The following is a 20593-nucleotide window of genomic DNA, read 5'->3' as shown; positions in this document are numbered from 1 at the left end:
TATTGTACAATACGCGAGCGGGGACGCTCGCACTACAATAAAAAAAATGCTTTTTACAAAACTGAGATGCTCCCAATAATATCGAGTGCTATCAATCAATATAGGGTGCGTACTCCGCACCTTATTCATAAATAATATCGGGTGTTCTTCGGCGCACCTTATCCATAAATAATATCGGGTTCTACAAATCAATAACGTAGCGTGCGTACTCCGCACCTTACAACAAAAAAAGAATAAATAAATGCGATTTTTCACACCTTTCCAATCTGCAATTCGCAGTTTGGTCTCTTCGTTCCAACAGCGGTTGGCGACTGGATTTTTTGCACCAAATCCATCAGGGCTGCCAAGTTCGTTAGCGGCTGACAATCCTGGTGGAATTCGCGGCGTTTGGATACCCAGCACTGACTGCAAAGTTCTCACCTCAAAACAGCGAATTGCTGACGCAATGGACTTTCTCGCCGATACGGGATTTAATACAGTTTTTCCTGTAGTTTGGAAGGGGGGTTTTACGGCTTATCCTTCTCAAATTATGTGCGAACAATTTGGGGCGGAAATTGACGCGCGGTATGGAGGTCGCGACCCCTTGGCAGAATTAATTGTTGAGGCCAAGAGAGTTGGTTTAAAAGTGATTCCTTGGTTTGAATACGGATTTGTGAGTTCTTACAATCGCAAGGGCGGTCATTTGCTGGCGAAAAAACCTGAGTGGATCGCCCGTGATGCCAGCGGCAATTTACTTAAGAAAAATAACTTTGAGTGGATGAATTCTCTTGACCCGGAAGTGCAAGACTTTGTGCTGGGGTTGATGCTGGAAGTTGCTAAGAATTATCCGGTAGACGGGCTTCAAGGAGACGATCGCATTGCGTTTCCGGTAGAAGGCGGTTACGACGAAAAAACGGTTAAACGCTATCGAGAAGAGTGCGGTCAAGCAGCACCACCGGATTGTAAAGAGCAACATTGGGTGCAGTGGCGCGCTGATATTATTACTGAGTTTGTGGCTCGTTTATACCGAGAAGTGAAAGCGATTAATCCTGATTTGTTGCTATCGATGTCGCCGAGTCCTTATGAGTGGGGACTGGTGGAATATTTGCAAGATTCTAAAGCTTGGGTTGACAAAAATGTGGTCGATCTGTTTCACCCGCAGTTTTATCGCCGCGATTTTAATGCTTACAAACAATTGGTCGATAAAATGATTTCGGGACAGCTTAGCGGGCAGCAAGTAAAGTGCGTGTCGCCCGGTATTTTGTTGACTAATCGAGGCAGTAAATATAGCATAACTCCCGAACTGTTGTTGCAAGTAATTGCTTACAACCGATCTTGCGGGATTCAAGGAGAAGTGATGTTTTTTTACGAAGGTTTGCGAGATAACGATAACGCTTTGGCTAAGGTTTTGAAAAAAGGGCCCTATGCTCGTTGAGAGATTGTCCCGCAATCAAGCTGTTTCCGGTTGGCTGGGTTCAACCGAGCAGATCGCTATTTCAAACCAAGTTGGTATAAAATGATATAGCCTTTCTCAATAAGCTTTTATGAACAGGCTTTTCGGCCTGTTCCACAAAGAGTGGATTTTATTATTGTGGAACAGGCCGAAAAGCCTGTTGCTGACGCCTGTTCCACAAAGAGTGAATTTTCTTGTGGAACAGGCATCTTGCCTGTTGCGGACAATGGTGCAAGATGTGAGTATAAAATGGTATAGCAGAGCTAGGCCAGTTAAAAATCCAGCGATGCCAAGCAGCAAGCGCTACTAATTGTCAAGCCGATCGCCCAAACAAACCCCATAATTAATAATTGGGGAGTTGCAAAAACAGTGGAATAAGACATATTTTAGAAGTGGTGCAAGCTTTTTTTTAGAAGTAGAGTTTTGTAGACGCCATATTTTTTTATACAGACCGTTTAAAAGAGCAATCTCAACCGCTCGCCAAAATATTAGGATAAATCAGTGACCTCAGCAGCAAGCCTCATCCAACAGCTACCCGAACTCAGCGATGCTCAATTCCATCAAAAATATTTGAAACAAAAACAAGGGATGCACACCTTGGCAACTATATTGCCGCAAGTAGAACAGCAAAGTCTGGCTTTGCGGGCAGTAAAATTAGCTCTAAAAGTAAATTTAAAACTCGGCTCGAAGCTAGCAGGAACGGTAAAGCCAGAATTTCAAATAGCCACAATAAAATTAATCGACAAAATCCCCACTTCGCCCCTGCTCAAAATTCAACTGCTGGCCCTAACAAGTTCGGATATGGCAATTCCGATACTGGTGGCCGCATTGAACCACAAAGAAAGTGCAGTGCGCCTTGATGGGATTCGGGCGATCGGGAAAATCGGCTCCGAAGCAGCAGTAATTGAATTAGCCCGATGGCTCGAATCCAAAGATTCCCAAATCCAAGCTTGGGCTGCTTGGGCTTTAGGAGAAATTAACTCGAAACCAGCCGCCGTAGCACTGCTCAAAGCCATCAAACACCCAGAGTCCAGAGTGCGCGCCTGGGCTGTTTGGGCCTTGGGCAAAATTAACCCGAAAACAGCCGTCCCCGCGCTGCTGAAAGCCCTCAAACACCCAGACTCCGAAGTGCGCTGGCGGGCAGCAGTCAACTGCGGGAAAATCGGCGTCTCTGAGGTAGTTCCCGGCCTGCTGAATGCCCTCAGAGACGAAAATCACATCGTCCGCGCTAGGGCGGCGGCGGCTTTGGGGAAAATCGGCGATTCTGAGGCAGTACCCGGCTTAGTAGAATTGCTTCACGACGATCCAGACTCCTATGCAGTTTCTTTGAGGGCTGCCGAGGCTTTGGGACAAATCGGCACGGAAACGGCTGTGGCGGGGTTGGTGCAAGCCCTCAAGCATGACGACTCAGACGTGCGCGGCAGTGCCGTTTCGGCCTTGGGGGAAATCAGCAGCGAGGTGGCTGTGGTGGCCGTAATCGGGTCGCTCTCGGATCGAGATATTTTCGTGCGCGGCAGGGCGGCGGTTGCCCTTGGGAACATCAATACAGAGGGAGATGCGAAATTGCCAAAAATGGTGGTCGCGGGACTGGCGAGCGCAATTGGCGACAGCGAATCTTATGTGCGGTGGAGAGTTGCTGCTGCTTTGGGCGAAATTGGGACAGAGGAAGCTGTGGCAGGTTTGGTGCGACTGCTGGGGGACGAAAATTCTGGAGTGCGCCAAAAGGCTGTTAAATCCCTCGGTCAAATGGGCTCAACGGCTGCTATTTTGGCTCTGGAAACAGCTTTAAATCGCGAATTTGCTGACGTTCGTGCGCTGGCTGCCCAATACTTGGCGGATGTCAGGACTGAGGCAGAAACAGTTGATTTTGATCCCTCTGTTTCCCCAGATTTATCGGGTGAAAAACTGCCGAAAATCCTGATTGCTTCGCAAGTAGAAGCCAGCGAATACATTGTCGATCGCGCTGCGCGACGCGAGATTAAATACCTGATCTCGATCGGCAGTCCGGGTGTGCCCGAACCCAAAAATTTTCATCAAATCCCGAACCGAATGTGCCTGGAGTTTAACGACCTCGACACCCCCGTTGACGACCCGGATCAAATCTTGCCTACCGTTGAGGATGTAATGAAAATTATTGATTTCGCCCTTAAAATGTCGTCGCAGGGAGGCAGTTTGCTCATCTGTTGCCAAAGTGGGATCAGCCGTTCAACGGTCACAGCTTTGACTGTTTGTGCGGCGCTGTTGGGTCGTGGCAAAGAACGGGAAGCTTGGGCGTTGGTGCTCGCCGCCAGACCCCAAGCCAAGCCGAATCGCTGGATGCTACACTTGGCAGATGAAGCTTTGGGTAGAGACGGTAAGCTAGCACTGGCGATCGAATTGACTACCGTAACTGCAGAACTCGCCAGTGGCAAAAATTGACCGAAAGCATTCAGGATACCCGCCACGTGATTCATTCCGAAAGCAGACTCAGGACCGGTGAAATAAAAAACCTGTATCCGATGAAACTTGCCGAACGTATTTATCCGTGGGGTCCATGCTTCAATTCTAAAATCTAAAATCTAAAATCTAAAATCTAAAATCGATTGACTCGCAGAAACCGGGTTTCTTTTCACAAGACCTACAGTTATACTCAACTAACGAGACTTCACCTCAGACTTGTCTTTGCGGGGCAACGATGCCAAAAGTCGATCGCCAGGGTGCAAAAGTTCGATCGGCTGCTGCATTTGTGACATTCTGTGCTATGAAGTTGTCGGATGCTCAACAAAAACCGTCAAGCAATCGTCGCATTGCGGGCTGCCAAAGTCCAAAGCGAAGGAATCGGGTGCATTGTCAACAGACAATATCAGCTTTGGGCGAATCACAGGCAAAACAGGTCTGAGAGAATTTTCTGCCTGTAACATTCCACGCGGGGATAATTCACTGCGGGGATAAAGTTTTATTTTTTTGCCTGCTGCAGACTTTTACGAGTGGAAAAAGTAATTTGGCAACATTCATCAACAGCCTAATTATCTCTTAGACATCAACCGAATTTAAGTTTCTCCTCTGACTCGACCAGAGTTTCAGATGCTTTTTCGCAGATGTCTACCGTCAAATAGACAAGCTTTTCCGTTTGGAGAACTTAAGATCGTGATAGATTTTAACAGAATACAGGGGTTGCATATGTCAAAAATTAACTTGCTAAAAAAAACAGGACACGAAGCAAGTTTCTCGGTTGCCGTTTGGGAAGACCAGGGGGAATTGAATCCAGAATTAGAACCATTTAACCCGCCGAAAACAAACGTGAAAACGCGAAAGGTTAATCCAAAAGATACCAACTTAGGTAAACAGATGCCAGTTTTAATTTCGGAAGAAGTGGCTTTTGTAGAAACCGTAAAAACAAAAAAAATTACCCATAATTTGGTAGAAAAATTATCCTTGAAAGTCCGCAAAAGTTTGCCCTCTAAAATTGGCGGTTTGCCTATCCATCAAAAAATTGGCTACGGGTATTTGCTGGCAATAGGAATCGGGTTTTTGGGTTCGCTGAGCGGACTGGTGATTGCCGATTACTACCAAGGACAAGGATTAAAGCAATTCAATGATGCTCACCTACAAGCGCAATTGCTCGGCAATTTTAAAGAGGCAACCCTGGCGGCCCAATTGCAGGGTTCACAGCTAGATTCTTTTGTAGATAATTCGGTCAAGCTAAAACAGCAAGAAGAGCAGTTGGTTAAGAGTATTGTTAAGGCAAAAAATCTGCGTTTGCATATAGAAAAGTTTGCCGACAGCCAACCCGCTTGGCTGGCAGCAAAACCGGAAGTTATCAAGTTTTTAGTGCAAGATTGCACGAAAAGTTTAGAAGCCTACGCCGATACTCTCAAGTCAACTGTGCAGGAAATCCAGCAATCGCAACTATCGCCTCGGGACGTAGAGTCGGCCCGAAAATTGCTCGCAATCGAAAGCGGAGAAGGTGTAAAACAGCTCAACAGCAGCCTGGAAGAATTGAGCAAAATCCTGGATATTGCCCAGCAGCAAGAGGGCCAAGGCGGTGAAGTGATGGAAGAGGCCCAAGGAATGGAAAAAGCCATAATTATTATTAGTATGCTGCTATCGGTAGTGGTGGCTGGAATACTGGCTTACCGGACGAGTCGGGCGATCGCCCAACCTGTTATCAGCGTCACTCAGGTGGCCGAACAAGTAGCCGCTGAGTCTAATTTTGACTTGCGAGCACCCGTCACCGGACAAGGCGAAATCGGCTCTCTGGCGGCCTCTCTCAATCACCTAATCGAGCGGGTTTCGGGACATACAAAAGAATTAGAACAAGCTAAGGAAGTCGCCGTCGCCGCTAACACTGCTAAAAGCCAGTTTTTAGCAACTATGAGCCACGAATTGCGGACGCCTCTAAATGCGATTATCGGCTACAGTCAACTACTTTCAGAAGATGCCCAGGATGCGGGATTTGATGAGTTTGTACCCGACTTGCAGAAGATTGAACAAGCAGGGGCGCATCTGCTATCTTTGATTAACGATATCCTTGATTTGTCAAAAATTGAAGCGGGGGGTATGAAACTCGAAATCCAGGAGTTTGACATCGAATCACTGGTTGATAATGTTGCGAGTGCCGCGAAACCGTTGATAGAGAAAAATGGCAATGTTTTGGAGATTGAGTGCGATCGAACTGTGGGCATAATGCACGCAGATTTCAAAAAAGTGCGCCAGGTTTTGATACATCTGTTGAGTAATGCTGCGAAGTTCACCAAAAACGGTAGGGTGAAACTGAGTGTCAGGCGCATTGCAGGAAGTGGCAAATTGAATGCAGCAGGGCGATCGGCTATTGACAATTCAATGGTGGCCGATGAAACTCCTTCTGGGGCGATCGCTTGTCCCCTGCTGAATGTTGAAGAGTCGGATTGGATTTGTTTATCTGTTAAGGATACCGGAATTGGAATGTCGGAAGAACAACAGCACAAATTGTTTGAAGCTTTTGTGCAAGCTGACTGTTCAACAACGCGACCTTACGACGGCGCCGGATTGGGGCTGACACTTAGCCGCTACTACTGTCAGATGATGGGCGGAGAAATTTTGGTAGAAAGCGAAGAGGGGAAAGGGTCTATTTTTACTGTGCGGATACCAGCGGGAAACGGGTGATGTGATGTTTGGGCGAGAGATGTAGGGGGTGGGCAGAGGGGCGAAAATTTATGTTTCAAACCTCTGGCTTGATGTCGAAATGTTTTAGTCTTGTCAGTGGGGGCGATCGCACTCTATTAATTCTAATTGGTTATTTTGCCAATTCAAACAGCACAAACCGCTTGCTGCTGAGATCCAACCTAAATCGATTCCGATAAATTTCATATAGTGGACGCACGGGTGGTCAGAAACCGGGTTTTTTTGCCAAATACTTCGTTACAGCCGGCAAAAACTGCAAAAAACCCGGTTTCTTGGGCTTTGACGGGTTCACTCAACTCTTCTCCTGCTTCTCATCCGATGGCTGGGGCTGTTGTTTCATTTCCTTTTGCCGTTCTCTGGCTGCTTGCTCCAAAATGAATGCTGACAAGCTGCTGACTGAACGGCGTTCTTGACTTGCCCACTCTTCAAGGATGTCATGGATTCCATCAGCCAAATAAGTGGTTAAGCGTTTGGTCATCAGAGGCTCAGTATTTTCTTGTCTACGGTAATCGTCATTGTGCTGTATCTGCGCTATCTTGTCGAGTCCACGTCATTTTCGACACACATATGTAACGTTTAAGTGGTATAATCTTAGAGAGTCAAAAGCCAGCGCTGAACTTTTGCAGGGCCCGCGCTGGCTAATGGTTCCCCAAATACAAGGAGACAATCCACATAAAAGGAGACAACTACTATGGTAAAGCCTGTGAGCGACGGCAGCGAATATAACCGCGGCTATCAACAAGCTTTGAATGATTTTGGCATTACGCAACTGCTGTCGGGTATCCGCAGCTATTCTGATGAGGATTTTGATGCCGATCGCGCGCGCATGACTGGGCCAGAGATCGAAAGCTTTGCGGTGTTTCTGATTCTGCGCGTCGGGGCGAATCTCAAAGGAAGTACGATCGCCCGCTACCTCAACACTCTCAGAAAAGCAAATTCTCCGACGATCGCCGATCGCCCTGCGATCGAACTCAACTCAAATTCGCGAGGGAAAACACCTGAAAAGTCAAACGAGGGCGATGGCTACGCCCCGGCTTGCGCCTACGCACTTCTTGGGCGATCGTCCGAATTTTACCGAATGCTGAACACTATACAATTGCCCGTTTTGTCAACCGCCAAGATGCGGACGATCGGCGGAGGGCTTTGTGTCGGTTTATTCGAGGGGGTGTGTTTGAAGTTGTGTGCGATCAATCCTAATCAATAAACCTCTCGAATAATCATTGTGGAACAGGCATCTTGCCTGTTCAAGACTGGCTTTTCTGGAGATGTCTAATAAACACAAATGACGGTGACAATTGTAGCGACTCCGCATTAAGTCCGTCGGGGTTTTTAACCCCCGCTTAATAGCAAAAGTCCGTCGGGGGTTAAAACCCCCGCCTCATAGCAAAAGTCCTCTTAAGAGGACTATAAATAACTCTTTCAGTCGTCTTCAGACGACTTCAGCTATGAGACAGGGGTTTCAACCCCTGGCGGACTGGCGGACTGGCGGACTGGCGGACTATCGGACTAACCAAGGTTTCTGGCCACCTGTGTATAATCATGGATGAAAACCAGGCCCAAGCCTAATTTATTTAGACTGTTTAGAAGCTTCGGGACTTACAATTAACAATTGATCGCCGGATTGACTTTGTTGAATGGCAATCACAGGCGGGCGAGCGTTAGGGTCTTTTTGCTGTTCTTTTGTTAAAGCCGGAAACAGATAAATCCAGTTCCCTCTCTCCAAAAGCAACCGCCAAACTCTAGGTTCTTTGGGATTATTGATATCAGTATAATCTCTTTTGCTCAAATCTGCAAATAGACCTGCATCGCCGATCGCCTTAAATCCTTTGGGGTCTAGTCGGAGTGTTGGATCGTCGAGTTTTCTGCCCAAAGAAATGTTGTCTTGCTTGGCGATTAAGGCAACTGCGGGTAAAGACGAATTTTCCCCAGCATCGCGTCGGGCATCGGCAATACCTTGGTGGTATGCTGACCAAAACAACACTAGCAATACCCAACCGACGATGATAATTTCGTCAACGAGCGATCGCAATAATTTGATGGAGTTAAATCTATTGATATTAAATTGTTGCCAAGATTTCAGGATGCGGTAAATCCACTTGAATCTTCTGCCGTAAGGATAGGAAAGCGACCCTGTAATTATGCCATTGATTTTAGCAGGAACTATCTTGTTTATACTATTAACCAGCCACAAGCTGAGGTAAATCGCCAGGGCTGTCAGCAGAAGGGCGATCGCACTTTTGAATATGCTTTTTCCGCCAGCAAAAAACACCTGAAGCGGCACCATAAAAAACGATTCGACGGGTAAATCGAGAGTCGTTACCTCTAGCTGAAAGAAGGAAAAATAAGACCAGCGATAAATCCAGCCCGTGAAAAACAGGGCAGCACCAAGCAAGCCAAAAACACTGGCCAAGTTGCCTAAAATATTCGATTCGGGGGTAGATTCTGGAGTTGGGAGCACGGATTTACCCTCAAGGGACTGAAGTATGGGTTTATAATGGTAGCGGGTTAACGCTTACCCTTGAAAGGAGTTTAGGGAAGTATGAAACGCAGAACACTTTCTTTTCTAGTTGTAGCACTTTTTACAGTAACGGCGAGTATGGCTGCACGAGTTAATGCCACCAGTCAGGAAGTCCAGAAACGCAATTTGCCATCCGTACAAGCACAGGCTAACGCCAGCCAGCCCATACCCGTAGCGTTGCCGACGCAAGCGGAAATTGTGATGAAAGGGGGCGAAAAAAGAGATGGTAGAGTTGTAGAGATTGATGAGAAAGGGCAAAAATTATGGATACAGGGATCTAGGGAAAAGCGATCGCTCCCCTTGAGTCAAATTGATAAAATAGTATTTCCCAACAATGCGGTGGTTTATCGAACTAATGGGGGGCAGTTTATTAGGGGGGAAATTGCCACAGCGACAAGGATTCAAGCGAAATGGAACGGTATTGGGATCGGCGATTTTCGTCTGATAGATGCTGTCAAAGGTCAAGCTGAGGTAAAATTGAGGTCGCCTGTTGTGAATCTGGGGCAATTGCGGGCAATTTTGGCAGTTGCAAAAGACAGACAATTTGTGGTTGATGAAATGCAATTTGATATGCAGAAAAAGACGATAACTATTTTAGTCACTCCGTATTGAATCCGTCGGGGGGGCAGAAACCGGGTTTTTTACGAAATATTTTTTTGCAGCCCGCAAATTCGATAAAAACCCGGTTTCTTTGGTCGGAGTGCGTAAGTCGTGTAGAATTAAAATACAAACTCTCTTTACTACAACCGATGGAAACCATCAATCTTAAAGAAGAAGTCCGCAGCTTAATCGATAAATTGCCTGAAAACTTTACTTGGTCTGACCTGATGTATGCAATTTATATCAGGCAAGCGATGAAATCTGCACCTATCCAAGTTAAAGGCATAAAACAAGGTAAAAACATCCAACTGTCAGAAGATTTTAACATTCCTGACGGCTCCGAAGTTCTGATTGAAGTCCAGGAAGTTTCGCCTGTCAACCATGAGGAGAAGCTGAAAAGGATGAAAGAGTTTTTAGCGTCTTTGTCAGAGGAAGACAGAGAGGAATGGAAAAAAATAGGAGAATTTCTAGAGGGCGATCGCACAACCAATAGAAAATCATCGGTGATGCCTCCTAAAAAGCGCCGTGAGCCGCTGTTTGGCTGCGATCGCGAGGTGATTACCATATCTGATAATTTTGATGAGCCGTTAGAAGATTTTGAGGATTATATGTCATGAGACTGCTGTTAGATACTCATACCTTAATTTGGTTTTTTGCAGGCAATTCTAAAGTTAGTGCCATTGCACGGATTCTAATTGAGGACGAAGATAATCATAAACTGGTCAGTATAGCAAGTATCTGGGAGATGGCAATTAAGGAAAGTAAAGGGCTTCTGAATTTGAGTGTGCCTTTTCAGGAGTATATCGCGCAAAAACTCAGTTTGGAAGACTTTAATCTCCTGAATATCAATTTAGATCATCTGAATGCGATCGTGACCATGCCTTTTCGTCATAAAGATCCGTTCGATCGATTGCTCATTGCACAAGCAATGGTGGAAGTAAGTAAAGATTCTGCCTTTGATGCCTATTCTATTAATCGAATTTGGTGAATTATAAAAAAGATGAAACCATTTATCAGAACTGTTTTGGCTTTGGGTTTGTGTTTGACTCCTCTGACTGTGCCGCCGATCGTGCAACCGAGTTGGGCGCAAACTCAAAATTTACAGGTTCAAGAATTACAGAGACTTATGCAACAAGCAAGGCAGCAGCAACAGCAAGGACAACCCCGACAGGCAATAGAAAAATGGCAGCAAGTTCTAGCTATTGCGCGACAATTGAAAGATAGAAAAATCGAAGCTTTCGCACTCAATGATATCGGTTTAGTTTACGACAGTATTTCTCAACCGCAAGAAGCGTTGAAATACTACAACCAAGCTTTACCAATTTGGCGAGAAGTGGGCGATCGCTCAGGCGTTGCCACTACTTTGAGTAATATTGGTGTAGCTTACAACAGTATTTCTCAACCCCAAGAAGCATTGAAATACTTTAACCAAGCTTTACCAATTAGCCGAGAAGTGGGCGATCGCGCAGGCGTTGCTGCTACTTTGAATGATATTGGTGCAGTTTACAACAGTATTGGACAACCGCAAGAAGCATTGAAATACTATAACCAAGCTTTACCAATTAGGCGAGAAGTGGGCGATCGCGCAGGCGTTGCCACTACTTTGAGTCGTATCAGTGCAGTTTACTACAGTATTTCTCAACCGCAAGAAGCATTGAAATACTTGAATCAAGCTTTACCAATTAGGCGAGAAGTGGGCGATCGCGCAAGCGTTGCCACTACTTTGAATAATATTGGTGTAGTTTACAACAGTATTTCTCAACCGCAAGAAGCATTGAAATACTATAACCAAGCTTTACCAATTAGGCGAGAAGTGGGCGATCGCGCAGGCGTTGCCACTACTTTGAATAATATTGGTGAAGTTTACCACAGAATTTCTCAACCGCAAGAAGCATTGAAATACTTGAATCAAGCTTTACCAATTAGGCGGGAAGTTGGCGATCGCGCAGGCGTTGCTGTTACTTTGAGTAATATTGGTGCAGTTTACAACAGTATTGGACAACCGCAAGAAGCGTTGAAATACTACAACCAAGCTTTACCAATTAGCCGAGAAGTGGGCGATCGCGCAGGCGTTGCTGTTACTTTGAGTGGGCTCGGTGCAGTTTACGACAGCATTTCTCAACCGCAAGAAGCATTGAAATACTACAACCAAGCTTTACCAATTAGGCGAGAAGTGGGCGATCGCGCAGGCGTTGCTACTACTTTGAGTAATATTGGTGCAGTTTACGACAGCATTTCTCAACCGCAAGAAGCATTGAAATACTATAACCAAGCTTTACCAATTACGCGGGAAGTGGGCGATCGCTTTGTGGAAGCTACTACTTTGAGTAATATTGGTGCAGTTTACGGCAGCATTTCTCAACCCCAAGAAGCATTGAAATACTATAACCAAGCTTTACCAATTACGCGGGAAGTGGGCAATCGCTCACTAGAAGCTGCTACTTTGAATAATATTGGTGCAGTTTACAGCAGGATTTCTCAACCCCAAGAAGCATTGAAATACTTTAACCAAGCTTTACCAATTACGCGGGAAGTGGGCGAGCGCTCTGGGGAAGCTACTACTTTGAGTAATATTGGTTTAGTTTACGGCAGCATTTCTCAACCCCAAGAAGCATTGAAATACTACAACCAAGCTTTACCAATTTTGCGAGAAGTGGGAGCTCGCGCAGGCGTTGCTAATACTTTGAATAATATTGGTGGAGTTTACAACAGTATTTCTCAACAGCAAGAAGCATTGAAATACTATAACCAAGCTTTACCAATTAGGCGAGAAGTGGGCGATCGCGCAGGCGTTGCTATTACTTTGAATAATATTGGTGCAGTGTACAACAGCATTTCTCAACCACAAGAGGCATTGAAATACTATAACCAAGCTTTGCCAATTTGGCGGGAAGTGGGCGATCGCTCTGGGGAAGCTAATACTTTGAATAATATTGGTGCAGTTTACAGCAGCATTTCTCAACCCCAAGAAGCATTGAAATACTTTAACCAAGCTTTACCAATTAGGCGGGAAGTAGGCGATCGCTCTGGGGAAGCTACTACTTTGAGTAATATTGGTGCATTCTACCGACATACGAAGCAACCAACTCAAGCGATCGAAAATTGGCAGCAATCCGTCCAAATCACCTTAGAAATGCGGAGTGGCTTACAGCGAGAAAATCGCCAAAAGTTTTTAGAAGGTAAAAGAAACCCCGCAGTTGCACTTGTTGACATCCTCATCGATCAAAACCAAGCCGATCGCGCTTTCCAATGGGTCAACATCACCACCACAGCAGACCTCGCCGACTACACCCGCTTAATTGACGCCAAAGTCGCCAACCCCGAAGCACAAAAAGCCATTGACGAGTGGAATCAAAAAAATCAACAACTGCAATCACTCCGCCGCCAACTCGAAGACAAATTCTCCGAAAATCTCTCCCGACAAATGCGGGAATTAGAAGCAGAAGTCAACCGCCAAGCAGAACAAATTTCCCGCAGTTTCCCCGAAGTCGCCGAACTCTTTGAAACCACACCCAAAGATATCGCTCAACTGAAAGCAAGTATCGCACCAGATACCGCTGTCATTCAACCCGTCTTGCTGACAAATATTAACGAAGTTCCCAATACTATCGCCCTATTTGTCTTGACAAAAGACAGTTTAAGTGTTAAAAAAATTCCTATTAATCCCGAAGAATTCGACAAACTCCTCACTCAATACCGCGAACAACTGCAAAATACTGGCGACACTAACTTCACCGTAACTGGCAGCAAACTCTACGAAATCCTGATTCGTCCCGTCGAAGACCAAATCCAAGCTACTTCCGCCAAACAATTGAGCATCATCGCCACAGGAAAACTGCGCTACATCCCCTTTGAAACCCTGTATGACGAACAAAATGATGAATTCCTCATCCAGAAATATCCCGTCAACTATCTCACCCGCATTTCCACAAGGTCAATTCCCAATTCGACTTTACAAGGCGGAGTCTTAGCATTAGGAAATCCCATCCCCCGTGCTCCGCAAAATTTATCCGGTTCGGAAGAAGAAGTTAGAAATATCGCTCAATTATTGCCGCGAAGTTCCGCCTATATCGGCAATGCCGCCACCCTCGATCAATTCAAAACTCAAGCACCCCGCTTTCCTTTTTTACACCTAGCAACTCACGGCTGTTTCCAACAGGGAGGCTGTCAAAAATTGGGCATGGAGGAAAATACACTACTATTTGCTGACAGCCAATTCAATATTCGCGATGCCGCGTTATTAGGATTGCAAAACACCAGACTCCTCACCTTAAGCGCCTGTCAAACTGCTATGCAAGCGAATTCTAACGGTGAAGAAATATCGGGAGTTGCCTATGTATTTGAGCGTGCGGGCGCACAAGCGGTGATGGCGAGTTTGTGGAGTGTTGATGATTCCGCTACTAAAGATTTGATGGTTGAATTTTATCAAAATATCAATAAAGGGATGAGTAAAAATGAAGCATTGCGGCAAGCTAAGTTGAGTCAAATTGATCGGCATCCGTTTTATTGGTCGCCGTTTATTTTAATTGGGGATGCGCGGTAGTTACTAACAGGCAGAACAGTTAACCCGATCGCATTTCCAGATGTAGCTATAGCAATCCTAAATGATTCAGATAAATTTGTAGGGGTAGTGCGACCCCTACTCCCCGTGCCTACCCCCTATCTATCGGGCAACCACGGGGGGATTGCCCCTACAATAATTAGGAGAATGATTTAGGATTGCTATATATCCGTAAATGCGATCGTCAGCAATTAGGAGTAGGAAGTGTTCACAAAATTCAACCTAATTACCTTTCTGGCTCTGCTGCGGAATCAATTTCCCAGGAAACACCACTTTTCGTAGTTCTTCTGCTCCTAAAACGATCGGTGGACACACCAGCAATAGCAGCCATTGCCAGGGTGCTAAAGGTGCTGTCGAAAAGATGCGGCTCAAAAATTCGTTATTGATCGCGAGCACCACTAAAATCCATTCAATGGCAATTCCGAGCCAGATTTGTGGATTAGAAAAGAATCCCAGCCGCAGAATTGATCCGCGTTCCGATCGGCAAGCAAAGACATTGCCCGTTTGACAAGCCACAACCGATGCCAGAGTCATGGTGATGGCTTGAGTATAGATAGCGATCGTAGCGGCATCTGCTGAATGAGACAGAATGCTTGGCGTTGCAGCTTGTAATTCTGCCAAGTCATAACCGTAACTCCACCACACCAGAAAAAATGCTGCCATCGTTAGGGCAGCTTCCAGCAATCCCAAGAAGCCATAGCCGCGCAACAGCAGAGAGCGATCGAGAAGCGGTTGCGATTTTTTCCGGGGGGGCTGCTGCATGGTTCCGGCTTCTGCCCGTTCTGCACCCAAGGCCAATGCAGGCACTATATCAGTTCCTAAATCAATAGCAAGAATCTGCATGATCACCAGTGCAGGAGGAATTTTCAACGCCACCATGAACAGAAATGGTACTAATTCCGGCAGGTTTGATGCCAGGATGTAAGTCATAAATTTGCGGATGTTTTGATGCACGGCTCGCCCCTCCTCGATCGCGACGACGATCGTCGCAAAGTTGTCGTCGGTGAGGACAATATCGGCGGCTTCTCGTGCCACATCGGTGCCATTCATCCCCATCGCGATGCCAATATGGGCAGCCCTTAATGCTGGTGCATCATTGACTCCATCCCCCGTCACCGCAACTACATCGCCGATCGTTTTATACGCTTCCACCAGTCGCAGCTTATGCTCAGGAGACATCCGAGCAAACACTAGCCCCGATCGATATTTCAGCATTTGTTGCAATTGAGCATCCGACAGATGCCCCATGCCTTCACCCGTTACCACCCGTACAGAATCCGTAACTAATCCAATTTTGCGGGCGATCGCCTCAGCAGTCAGTCCATAGTCACCCGTCACCATCGTCACCTTAATTCCTGCCTGATGGCACTGAGCAAGAGCCTCTCTTACCTCTGGACGGGGCGGGTCAAACATCGCCACCAGACCAATAAAAATCAAGTTTTGCTCTAAGTCTTGCGATCGCAAATCCAACATTTCACTTCCCCCACGGCGAGCCGCCACCCCCAAAACCCGAAAGCCTTGCTGGGCTAACTCATCGTTAGCCGCAACTATTTCATTCGAGTCGGATTGAGTGAGTTCGGAGAGAGTGCCATTCCGCAAGATAGATGTGCAGTGTCGCAACACTTCCAGCGGTGCCCCCTTGGTAAAAGCCAGGTTCGGCAACTCGCTGTTCCATAGCGCGGACGATCGCCAGTCCAACACCACCGTCATCATCCGGCGACGAGAATCAAAAGGCACCTCCCGCAAGCGGGGAAGCTGTTTTTGCAAAGTTTCCAGATTCAATCCTGCTTTGGCAGCAGCCACCAGCAGAGCCGCTTCCGTTGGATCGCCAATTTCTTGCCAACGGCTAGGCGCTGTCACGTGAATCAGCCGTGCATTCGAGCAAAGTGCCGCCCCCGTAAGCAGCAAATTGACTTTCCAGGATTCTTCAAAATTCGCGGGAATCTGAACCTCACCAGCCGTAGGATCGTATCCAGCGCCAGTCACTTCAATCAGAGTCGCCGTCATCGATGGATGGGATTTCTGCTTCCCGTTAAGAGGTGGTAAGACAGCCGACTCTTGGCTGGCAGGATTTGGGCTGTTCTCCGAAGATTCCCAGGGAAGCCAGAGATAATGCACCGTCATTTCGTTTTTAGTCAACGTTCCGGTTTTGTCGGTGCAGATCACCGTTGTAGCGCTCAGGGTTTCCACAGCCGAAAGACGACGCACCAAAGCATTACGGCGCACCATTCGTCGCACTCCGATCGCCAATGACAAAGTAACCGTCGGCAGTAATCCCTCTGGCACCAGCGCCACAATGATCCCGATCCCAAAAATAAAGCTCTCTTTGAGCTCCATCCCCACCAGCAGGTATGTCAGCAGAAATACCAGAACTCCCATACCAAGGGCGATCGCAGTGATGATCCGCACAATTTCAGCAACCTGCACTTCCAACGTGCTGGGTTCCCGTTTCACAACGGCGGTGAGATGGGCTACGTGACCAAACTCAGTTTGTGCTCCCGTGGCATACACCACCGCAACGCCCCTTCCTGACGAAACCGTCGAGCCTGCGAGCACCAAATTGGGGATTTCCGCCAGATTGACCTTTTCTTGTAAGGGATGTTCGCCCGCTGGTATCGTTTTGCCACCCCGGATTGATGCAGCTTCGCGCACCCGCACCGGATGAGCGTTACGGGCAACAGGAAGCGATTCGCCAGTCATTACAGAAATATCCAAATACAGGCTTTGATCTGTGACTAACCGAGCATCCGCAGAGACGCGATCGCCCTCTTCCAATTGCATCACATCTCCACGCACCAGTTCCTTTGCCGGAATCTGCTTTAGTTCCCCATTCCGATACACTTTCACCTGCATCGGTAACACGTTCTTTAAGGCCGCTAATGCTTGCTCTGCTTGAAACTCTTGCCAAAAACTGAATACAGCATTAATCCCGATCACCGCCCAGATTGCCCAACCTAATTGAGGGGTTCCCGAAATGAATGCCAAAATCCCTGCCACCCATAGCAACAGGGCCATAAAGTGCCTTAACTGATCGGTAAATCTTAGCCACAGAGGGCGATGAGCCGGTTCTGGCAACTCATTCGTACCAAATTTTACGAGTCGATCGAAAGCTTGCTCATCAGATAACCCCTTGTCGCTGATTTCAAAGGATTGATATACATCTTCTGGTGATAGGGTCCAAATTGGTTGATGCGGTATCGCCATACATCCCCACCTTAGAAATAGGTAATGCAATCATTTTTGGCATATTTCCCAACGAATTTGCGTAAACTTAATTTTTCTTACAAAATCCATCTTATTGAGCCGGCAGGGCGAGCTTTTATTTTTCCCATATCTCTATTTAATAAAGTTCGTTTTATGCGGTTTGTTAAAATTAAGATGTTTAGGATTGTTTCGCTCTGTGCAGGGTGATGATATAATTAGTAGTTTAAACTATACAAAAATATGTAAATAAAAAACTTTTATTTAAAAATGTGGATTGAGCTATGATTGACTGTCTCAATAAACATAATAACAGCCCTAGGAAAAACAGGTTTAGCTTATACAAGTGCTTAAATCATACTCATCTTGAATATTCTTGACTCGAAAACTAGCATTAAACTTTTTCTTAAACTGAATTTGTAGCTGTTGTATACTTGTTGTTTGTTTAGGCACGCGAGTAGACACAACAAAACATAGCTTCTTGATTTTTTGGGGATTGTCCGAAAGTAATCGGATAGTTGATTCTATTTGTGCAACTGCATGGACAATATCGCTTCCCTTCAACTCCACATATATTTCTACTTCATCCGAAGGCATAAGTGCGTAGTCACAACGCAAAGTCTCGTTATCACTGATCGCGCAGCCATCAACCTTAATTGTTAATATTTTGTCTTGATTTGGGTTGAGGAAAGTTATTTTACTTTTGTTCTCCTGTAAGACAATTTTTGTGTCACATCTATACTCCTCACATTCGGGAAAACTTTTCATATACGATTCAAACTAAGTTCAGAAGTTGCTCGAATTCAATAGCTAGGTCATCAGAAACAGAATCAATCACTTTTGCATCTATCAATCCAGTCTCAGGACACACAATACTACTGCATTTTCCATCCATTAAAACATAGGCTGAGAGATCGGAAACATCTAGTGATTTGTATCTCGACACAATTTTTTCTAATTGATGCTGTACGTCTTCGCTGGATTCCTGATAAAGGAGACCAGCCTGGAGTAAATTATTAAATGCTGTTAGGACATAGGGACTATGGGTAGTTATAAAGAATTGAAGTTGCTCCTTGCGATAATTAAATACAGTAGCAATCAGCTCGACAACATTACGCTGTGCGCTGGGAAATAAATGCGCTTCTGGCTCCTCAATATACACTGTCTGCCCAATACCCGATGAAGTTAGAAAAGGTAGTGCAGCTAGCATGATTGTCAGAGGCAATGTTTCCTGTTGACCTGAAGATGAGTTTGCAATACTAATCCGTCTTCCATCGGCCACCTCCAGAAAGTCTTTCCCTTTTTCGTGTACGTGCTTCCCACATAGAGAATTTTCTATTAGCCTGTCTATTTCCTCTTGTATATCTTTGGCATTTGTTTCTGCAAGCCTACTTCTAGATACTATAGCGGAACGTTTTATATTTTCATAGATTGAACCAAACTCTCTTAGAAAGGGATCGAGCGCGTTATTGCTCGACAGAAAAGAAAAGATGTTATTCTGAAGATTAGCAAAAAAGGAGCGACCAGCAGGAATAAACAACTGACTGAAGGCGGCCTCTCGACCAATAGATGTTACTAAAAAGTCTACAAAGATCTCTCTCAACATTTGGCTGGTTACATAGAACCGATCCAAACTATCATACTTAGGATATTCTTCAGAATATTGAACTCTTATTTTTTTAAGTAAATTGCGTAGCTCTGTAAATTCCTTATTGAATAATTCGGAATAGCTGAGTACAATCTTGCCTTTAGATTCCTTTTTTCTACTAACTTCTATAAAAATATTTGCCAGCTCATACCGTATGAAAAAATCTTGTTTTCCCCAAGAATTGGGAGGGAAATATTCCTCAAATTTCTTGGAATAGTTGGAATCTAGATTGCGTTTGGTCTGCTCGTTCTCTACAATAGATAAAATTTCCCATACGAAGTTCTTAAAATAGAAAAGAAGTTTGGCGCAAACACTTTTACCACTGGCTTGGGGGCCAATCAGTATATTTATGCGCTTGATCTCAATCTCCAAATCTGTGATACCAGCAAAGTTTTTAACTGTTAATTTTTCAGCCATAACTGGAATTCAAGCAAGCTAAGGGATTTTACTATATTTTAACATTCAAATTAGACCTTCAGTGTTAACAATTATACTCCTGAGTCAAATAAACGGAATTAGCCACCCTAGCGTTATCCTAGGGTACTAAGATACCAGCGATTTCCTTGTTTAGTGCCGCATAGCCTTCTGAGTTAATATGCAGACAATCTCGACTGTATTTGGGGTTAACAATCCCCTGGAAATTCGCCAATACGGGGCTGCTATCAAAAACAATTACTCGATCGCCTCCTCAATTGGTCTAAACTCTCCCCCACAAAGCCAATCCGCCGCCCCTTCCCCTAGCGGCAATTATCCCATCTTCTACCAGAAAATATGCAAAAAATGCCTGCTTCCCCACACTCAAACTAAAAAATTCCGCCTCCCGCGCTTCTCCACCGCGAATAAATCCTTGATACACAGTTTTACCCAACAATTTCACCGTAATTCTGGTAAAATCAAAAGCTAAAATATTTTTATTAACCAAAAACTTAGTCGGCCCGGAAAGAGTTAGTACGATCGCCCCAACTTGCACCGAATTCTCCACCCTGCCGGTTTCGCTATTCTCTTCCCCTTCAGCAAAAGGTTCTGCCGAATAAGCAATTTGAATTTTCGCAATCCACTCAGGGATATAACGTCCCGCGCCTAACACAATTCCCGCTTTTTGTCGAGTCTTTTTCGTGCCGGTGATAAAGCAGAGTTGCCAGTTGCCGATTAATTGCTCGAAACCATAGCGAATTTTATTTTGTTTCGCCCTTTTCTCAGCTTCTAAGAGGGCTGCGACTACGGCGGCGGGAGATGGTTTAGAATTAGATTTTGCAGCTTGTTCTAGAATAGATAGATTTTCCATTTAATAATATACAGATTTGTATTTTAAGGGTGGTAGCTGAGTCTAGATCCCCCTAAATCCCCCTTAAGAAGGGGAGTAGGGGTTGACTTTGAATCCTTCTGAACCCGCCATTTTTAACAAGGACTTTGACGGGAGCATAACAGTTATGCGATCAGTATAAATACTGATGATAATTTAAGCTGCTGCTTTGAGATTGACACCAATCA

The 20593-nt window shown here is 45.5% G+C and carries 16 protein-coding genes; 9 read left to right on the top strand and 7 right to left on the bottom strand.

Annotated elements, in window-relative coordinates:
* Positions 1-241: 241 nt before the first annotated feature.
* The 3 genes from QT992_RS29875 to QT992_RS29865 all read left to right on the top strand — a co-directional run bounded on the left by QT992_RS29875 (position 242) and on the right by QT992_RS29865 (position 3850).
* A complete protein-coding gene (locus tag QT992_RS29875; protein ID WP_333378388.1) occupies positions 242-1414 on the top strand; it encodes a family 10 glycosylhydrolase in 1173 nt (390 codons plus the stop codon).
* 109 nt (positions 1415-1523) lie between these two features.
* Positions 1524-1742, top strand: coding sequence for a hypothetical protein (locus QT992_RS29870; RefSeq protein ID WP_333378385.1), 219 nt, complete (start codon positions 1524-1526; stop codon positions 1740-1742).
* Between the two features lie 191 nt (positions 1743-1933).
* Positions 1934-3850: a HEAT repeat domain-containing protein gene (locus tag QT992_RS29865; RefSeq protein ID WP_333341708.1), complete on the top strand. Its 1917-nt coding sequence runs from the start codon at positions 1934-1936 to the stop codon at positions 3848-3850.
* Positions 3851-4170: 320 nt separating this feature from the next.
* On the opposite strand, the gene QT992_RS29860 is transcribed toward QT992_RS29865, so the two are convergent.
* Positions 4171-4332 carry a hypothetical protein gene (locus QT992_RS29860; RefSeq protein ID WP_333341710.1) on the bottom strand — a complete coding sequence of 54 codons (162 nt, stop codon included), beginning with the start codon at positions 4330-4332 and terminating at the stop codon, positions 4171-4173.
* 259 nt (positions 4333-4591) lie between these two features.
* On the opposite strand from QT992_RS29860, the gene QT992_RS29855 reads away from it, so the two are divergent.
* On the top strand, positions 4592-6556 hold the full coding sequence (locus QT992_RS29855) for a HAMP domain-containing sensor histidine kinase (RefSeq protein ID WP_333341712.1): 1965 nt from the start codon (positions 4592-4594) through the stop codon (positions 6554-6556).
* A 310-nt stretch (positions 6557-6866) separates the two neighbouring features.
* On the opposite strand, the gene QT992_RS29850 is transcribed toward QT992_RS29855, so the two are convergent.
* A complete protein-coding gene (locus tag QT992_RS29850) occupies positions 6867-7052 on the bottom strand; it encodes a ribbon-helix-helix domain-containing protein (RefSeq protein WP_333302030.1) in 186 nt (61 codons plus the stop codon).
* Positions 7053-7265: 213 nt separating this feature from the next.
* On the opposite strand from QT992_RS29850, the gene QT992_RS29845 reads away from it, so the two are divergent.
* Positions 7266-7778 carry a hypothetical protein gene (locus QT992_RS29845; RefSeq protein WP_333341714.1) on the top strand — a complete coding sequence of 171 codons (513 nt, stop codon included), beginning with the start codon at positions 7266-7268 and terminating at the stop codon, positions 7776-7778.
* Between the two features lie 363 nt (positions 7779-8141).
* On the opposite strand, the gene QT992_RS29840 is transcribed toward QT992_RS29845, so the two are convergent.
* Entirely contained in the window at positions 8142-9032 is an 891-nt protein-coding gene (locus QT992_RS29840) for a hypothetical protein (RefSeq protein ID WP_333341716.1), read from the bottom strand.
* An 81-nt stretch (positions 9033-9113) separates the two neighbouring features.
* Between QT992_RS29840 and QT992_RS29835 the strand changes: the two genes are divergently transcribed.
* From QT992_RS29835 to QT992_RS29820, 4 genes are all read left to right on the top strand, one after another.
* The gene (locus QT992_RS29835; RefSeq protein WP_333341718.1) at positions 9114-9704 is read left to right on the top strand and encodes a hypothetical protein; all 591 of its coding nucleotides are present in this window, start codon (positions 9114-9116) and stop codon (positions 9702-9704) included.
* 137 nt (positions 9705-9841) lie between these two features.
* Entirely contained in the window at positions 9842-10309 is a 468-nt protein-coding gene (locus tag QT992_RS29830) for a DUF2281 domain-containing protein (protein ID WP_333341719.1), read from the top strand.
* The gene (locus QT992_RS29825) at positions 10306-10680 is read left to right on the top strand and encodes a type II toxin-antitoxin system VapC family toxin (protein WP_333341721.1); all 375 of its coding nucleotides are present in this window, start codon (positions 10306-10308) and stop codon (positions 10678-10680) included. The genes QT992_RS29830 and QT992_RS29825 overlap by 4 nt, the downstream gene beginning before the upstream one ends.
* A 12-nt stretch (positions 10681-10692) precedes the next feature.
* Positions 10693-14235: a tetratricopeptide repeat protein gene (locus QT992_RS29820; protein WP_333378382.1), complete on the top strand. Its 3543-nt coding sequence runs from the start codon at positions 10693-10695 to the stop codon at positions 14233-14235.
* A gap of 240 nt (positions 14236-14475) precedes the next feature.
* On the opposite strand, the gene QT992_RS29815 is transcribed toward QT992_RS29820, so the two are convergent.
* From QT992_RS29815 to QT992_RS29800, 4 genes are all read right to left on the bottom strand, one after another.
* Positions 14476-17457 carry a cation-transporting P-type ATPase gene (locus QT992_RS29815; RefSeq protein WP_333341724.1) on the bottom strand — a complete coding sequence of 994 codons (2982 nt, stop codon included), beginning with the start codon at positions 17455-17457 and terminating at the stop codon, positions 14476-14478.
* A 330-nt stretch (positions 17458-17787) separates the two neighbouring features.
* Positions 17788-18222 (bottom strand): hypothetical protein, encoded by a 435-nt coding sequence (locus QT992_RS29810; RefSeq protein WP_333341726.1) that lies wholly within the window; start codon positions 18220-18222, stop codon positions 17788-17790.
* Positions 18223-18229: 7 nt separating this feature from the next.
* Entirely contained in the window at positions 18230-19519 is a 1290-nt protein-coding gene (locus QT992_RS29805; protein ID WP_333341728.1) for an AAA family ATPase, read from the bottom strand.
* A gap of 280 nt (positions 19520-19799) precedes the next feature.
* The gene (locus tag QT992_RS29800; protein WP_333341729.1) at positions 19800-20387 is read right to left on the bottom strand and encodes a hypothetical protein; all 588 of its coding nucleotides are present in this window, start codon (positions 20385-20387) and stop codon (positions 19800-19802) included.
* Positions 20388-20593: the final 206 nt, after the last annotated feature.

The sequence above is a fragment of the Microcoleus sp. T3_D1 genome, from assembly GCF_036700405.1.
Taxonomy (GTDB): Bacteria; Cyanobacteriota; Cyanobacteriia; order Cyanobacteriales; family Microcoleaceae; genus Microcoleus.
Note: the sequence above shows the minus strand (reverse complement) of the source record. Positions and strands in the feature narration are given on the sequence as shown.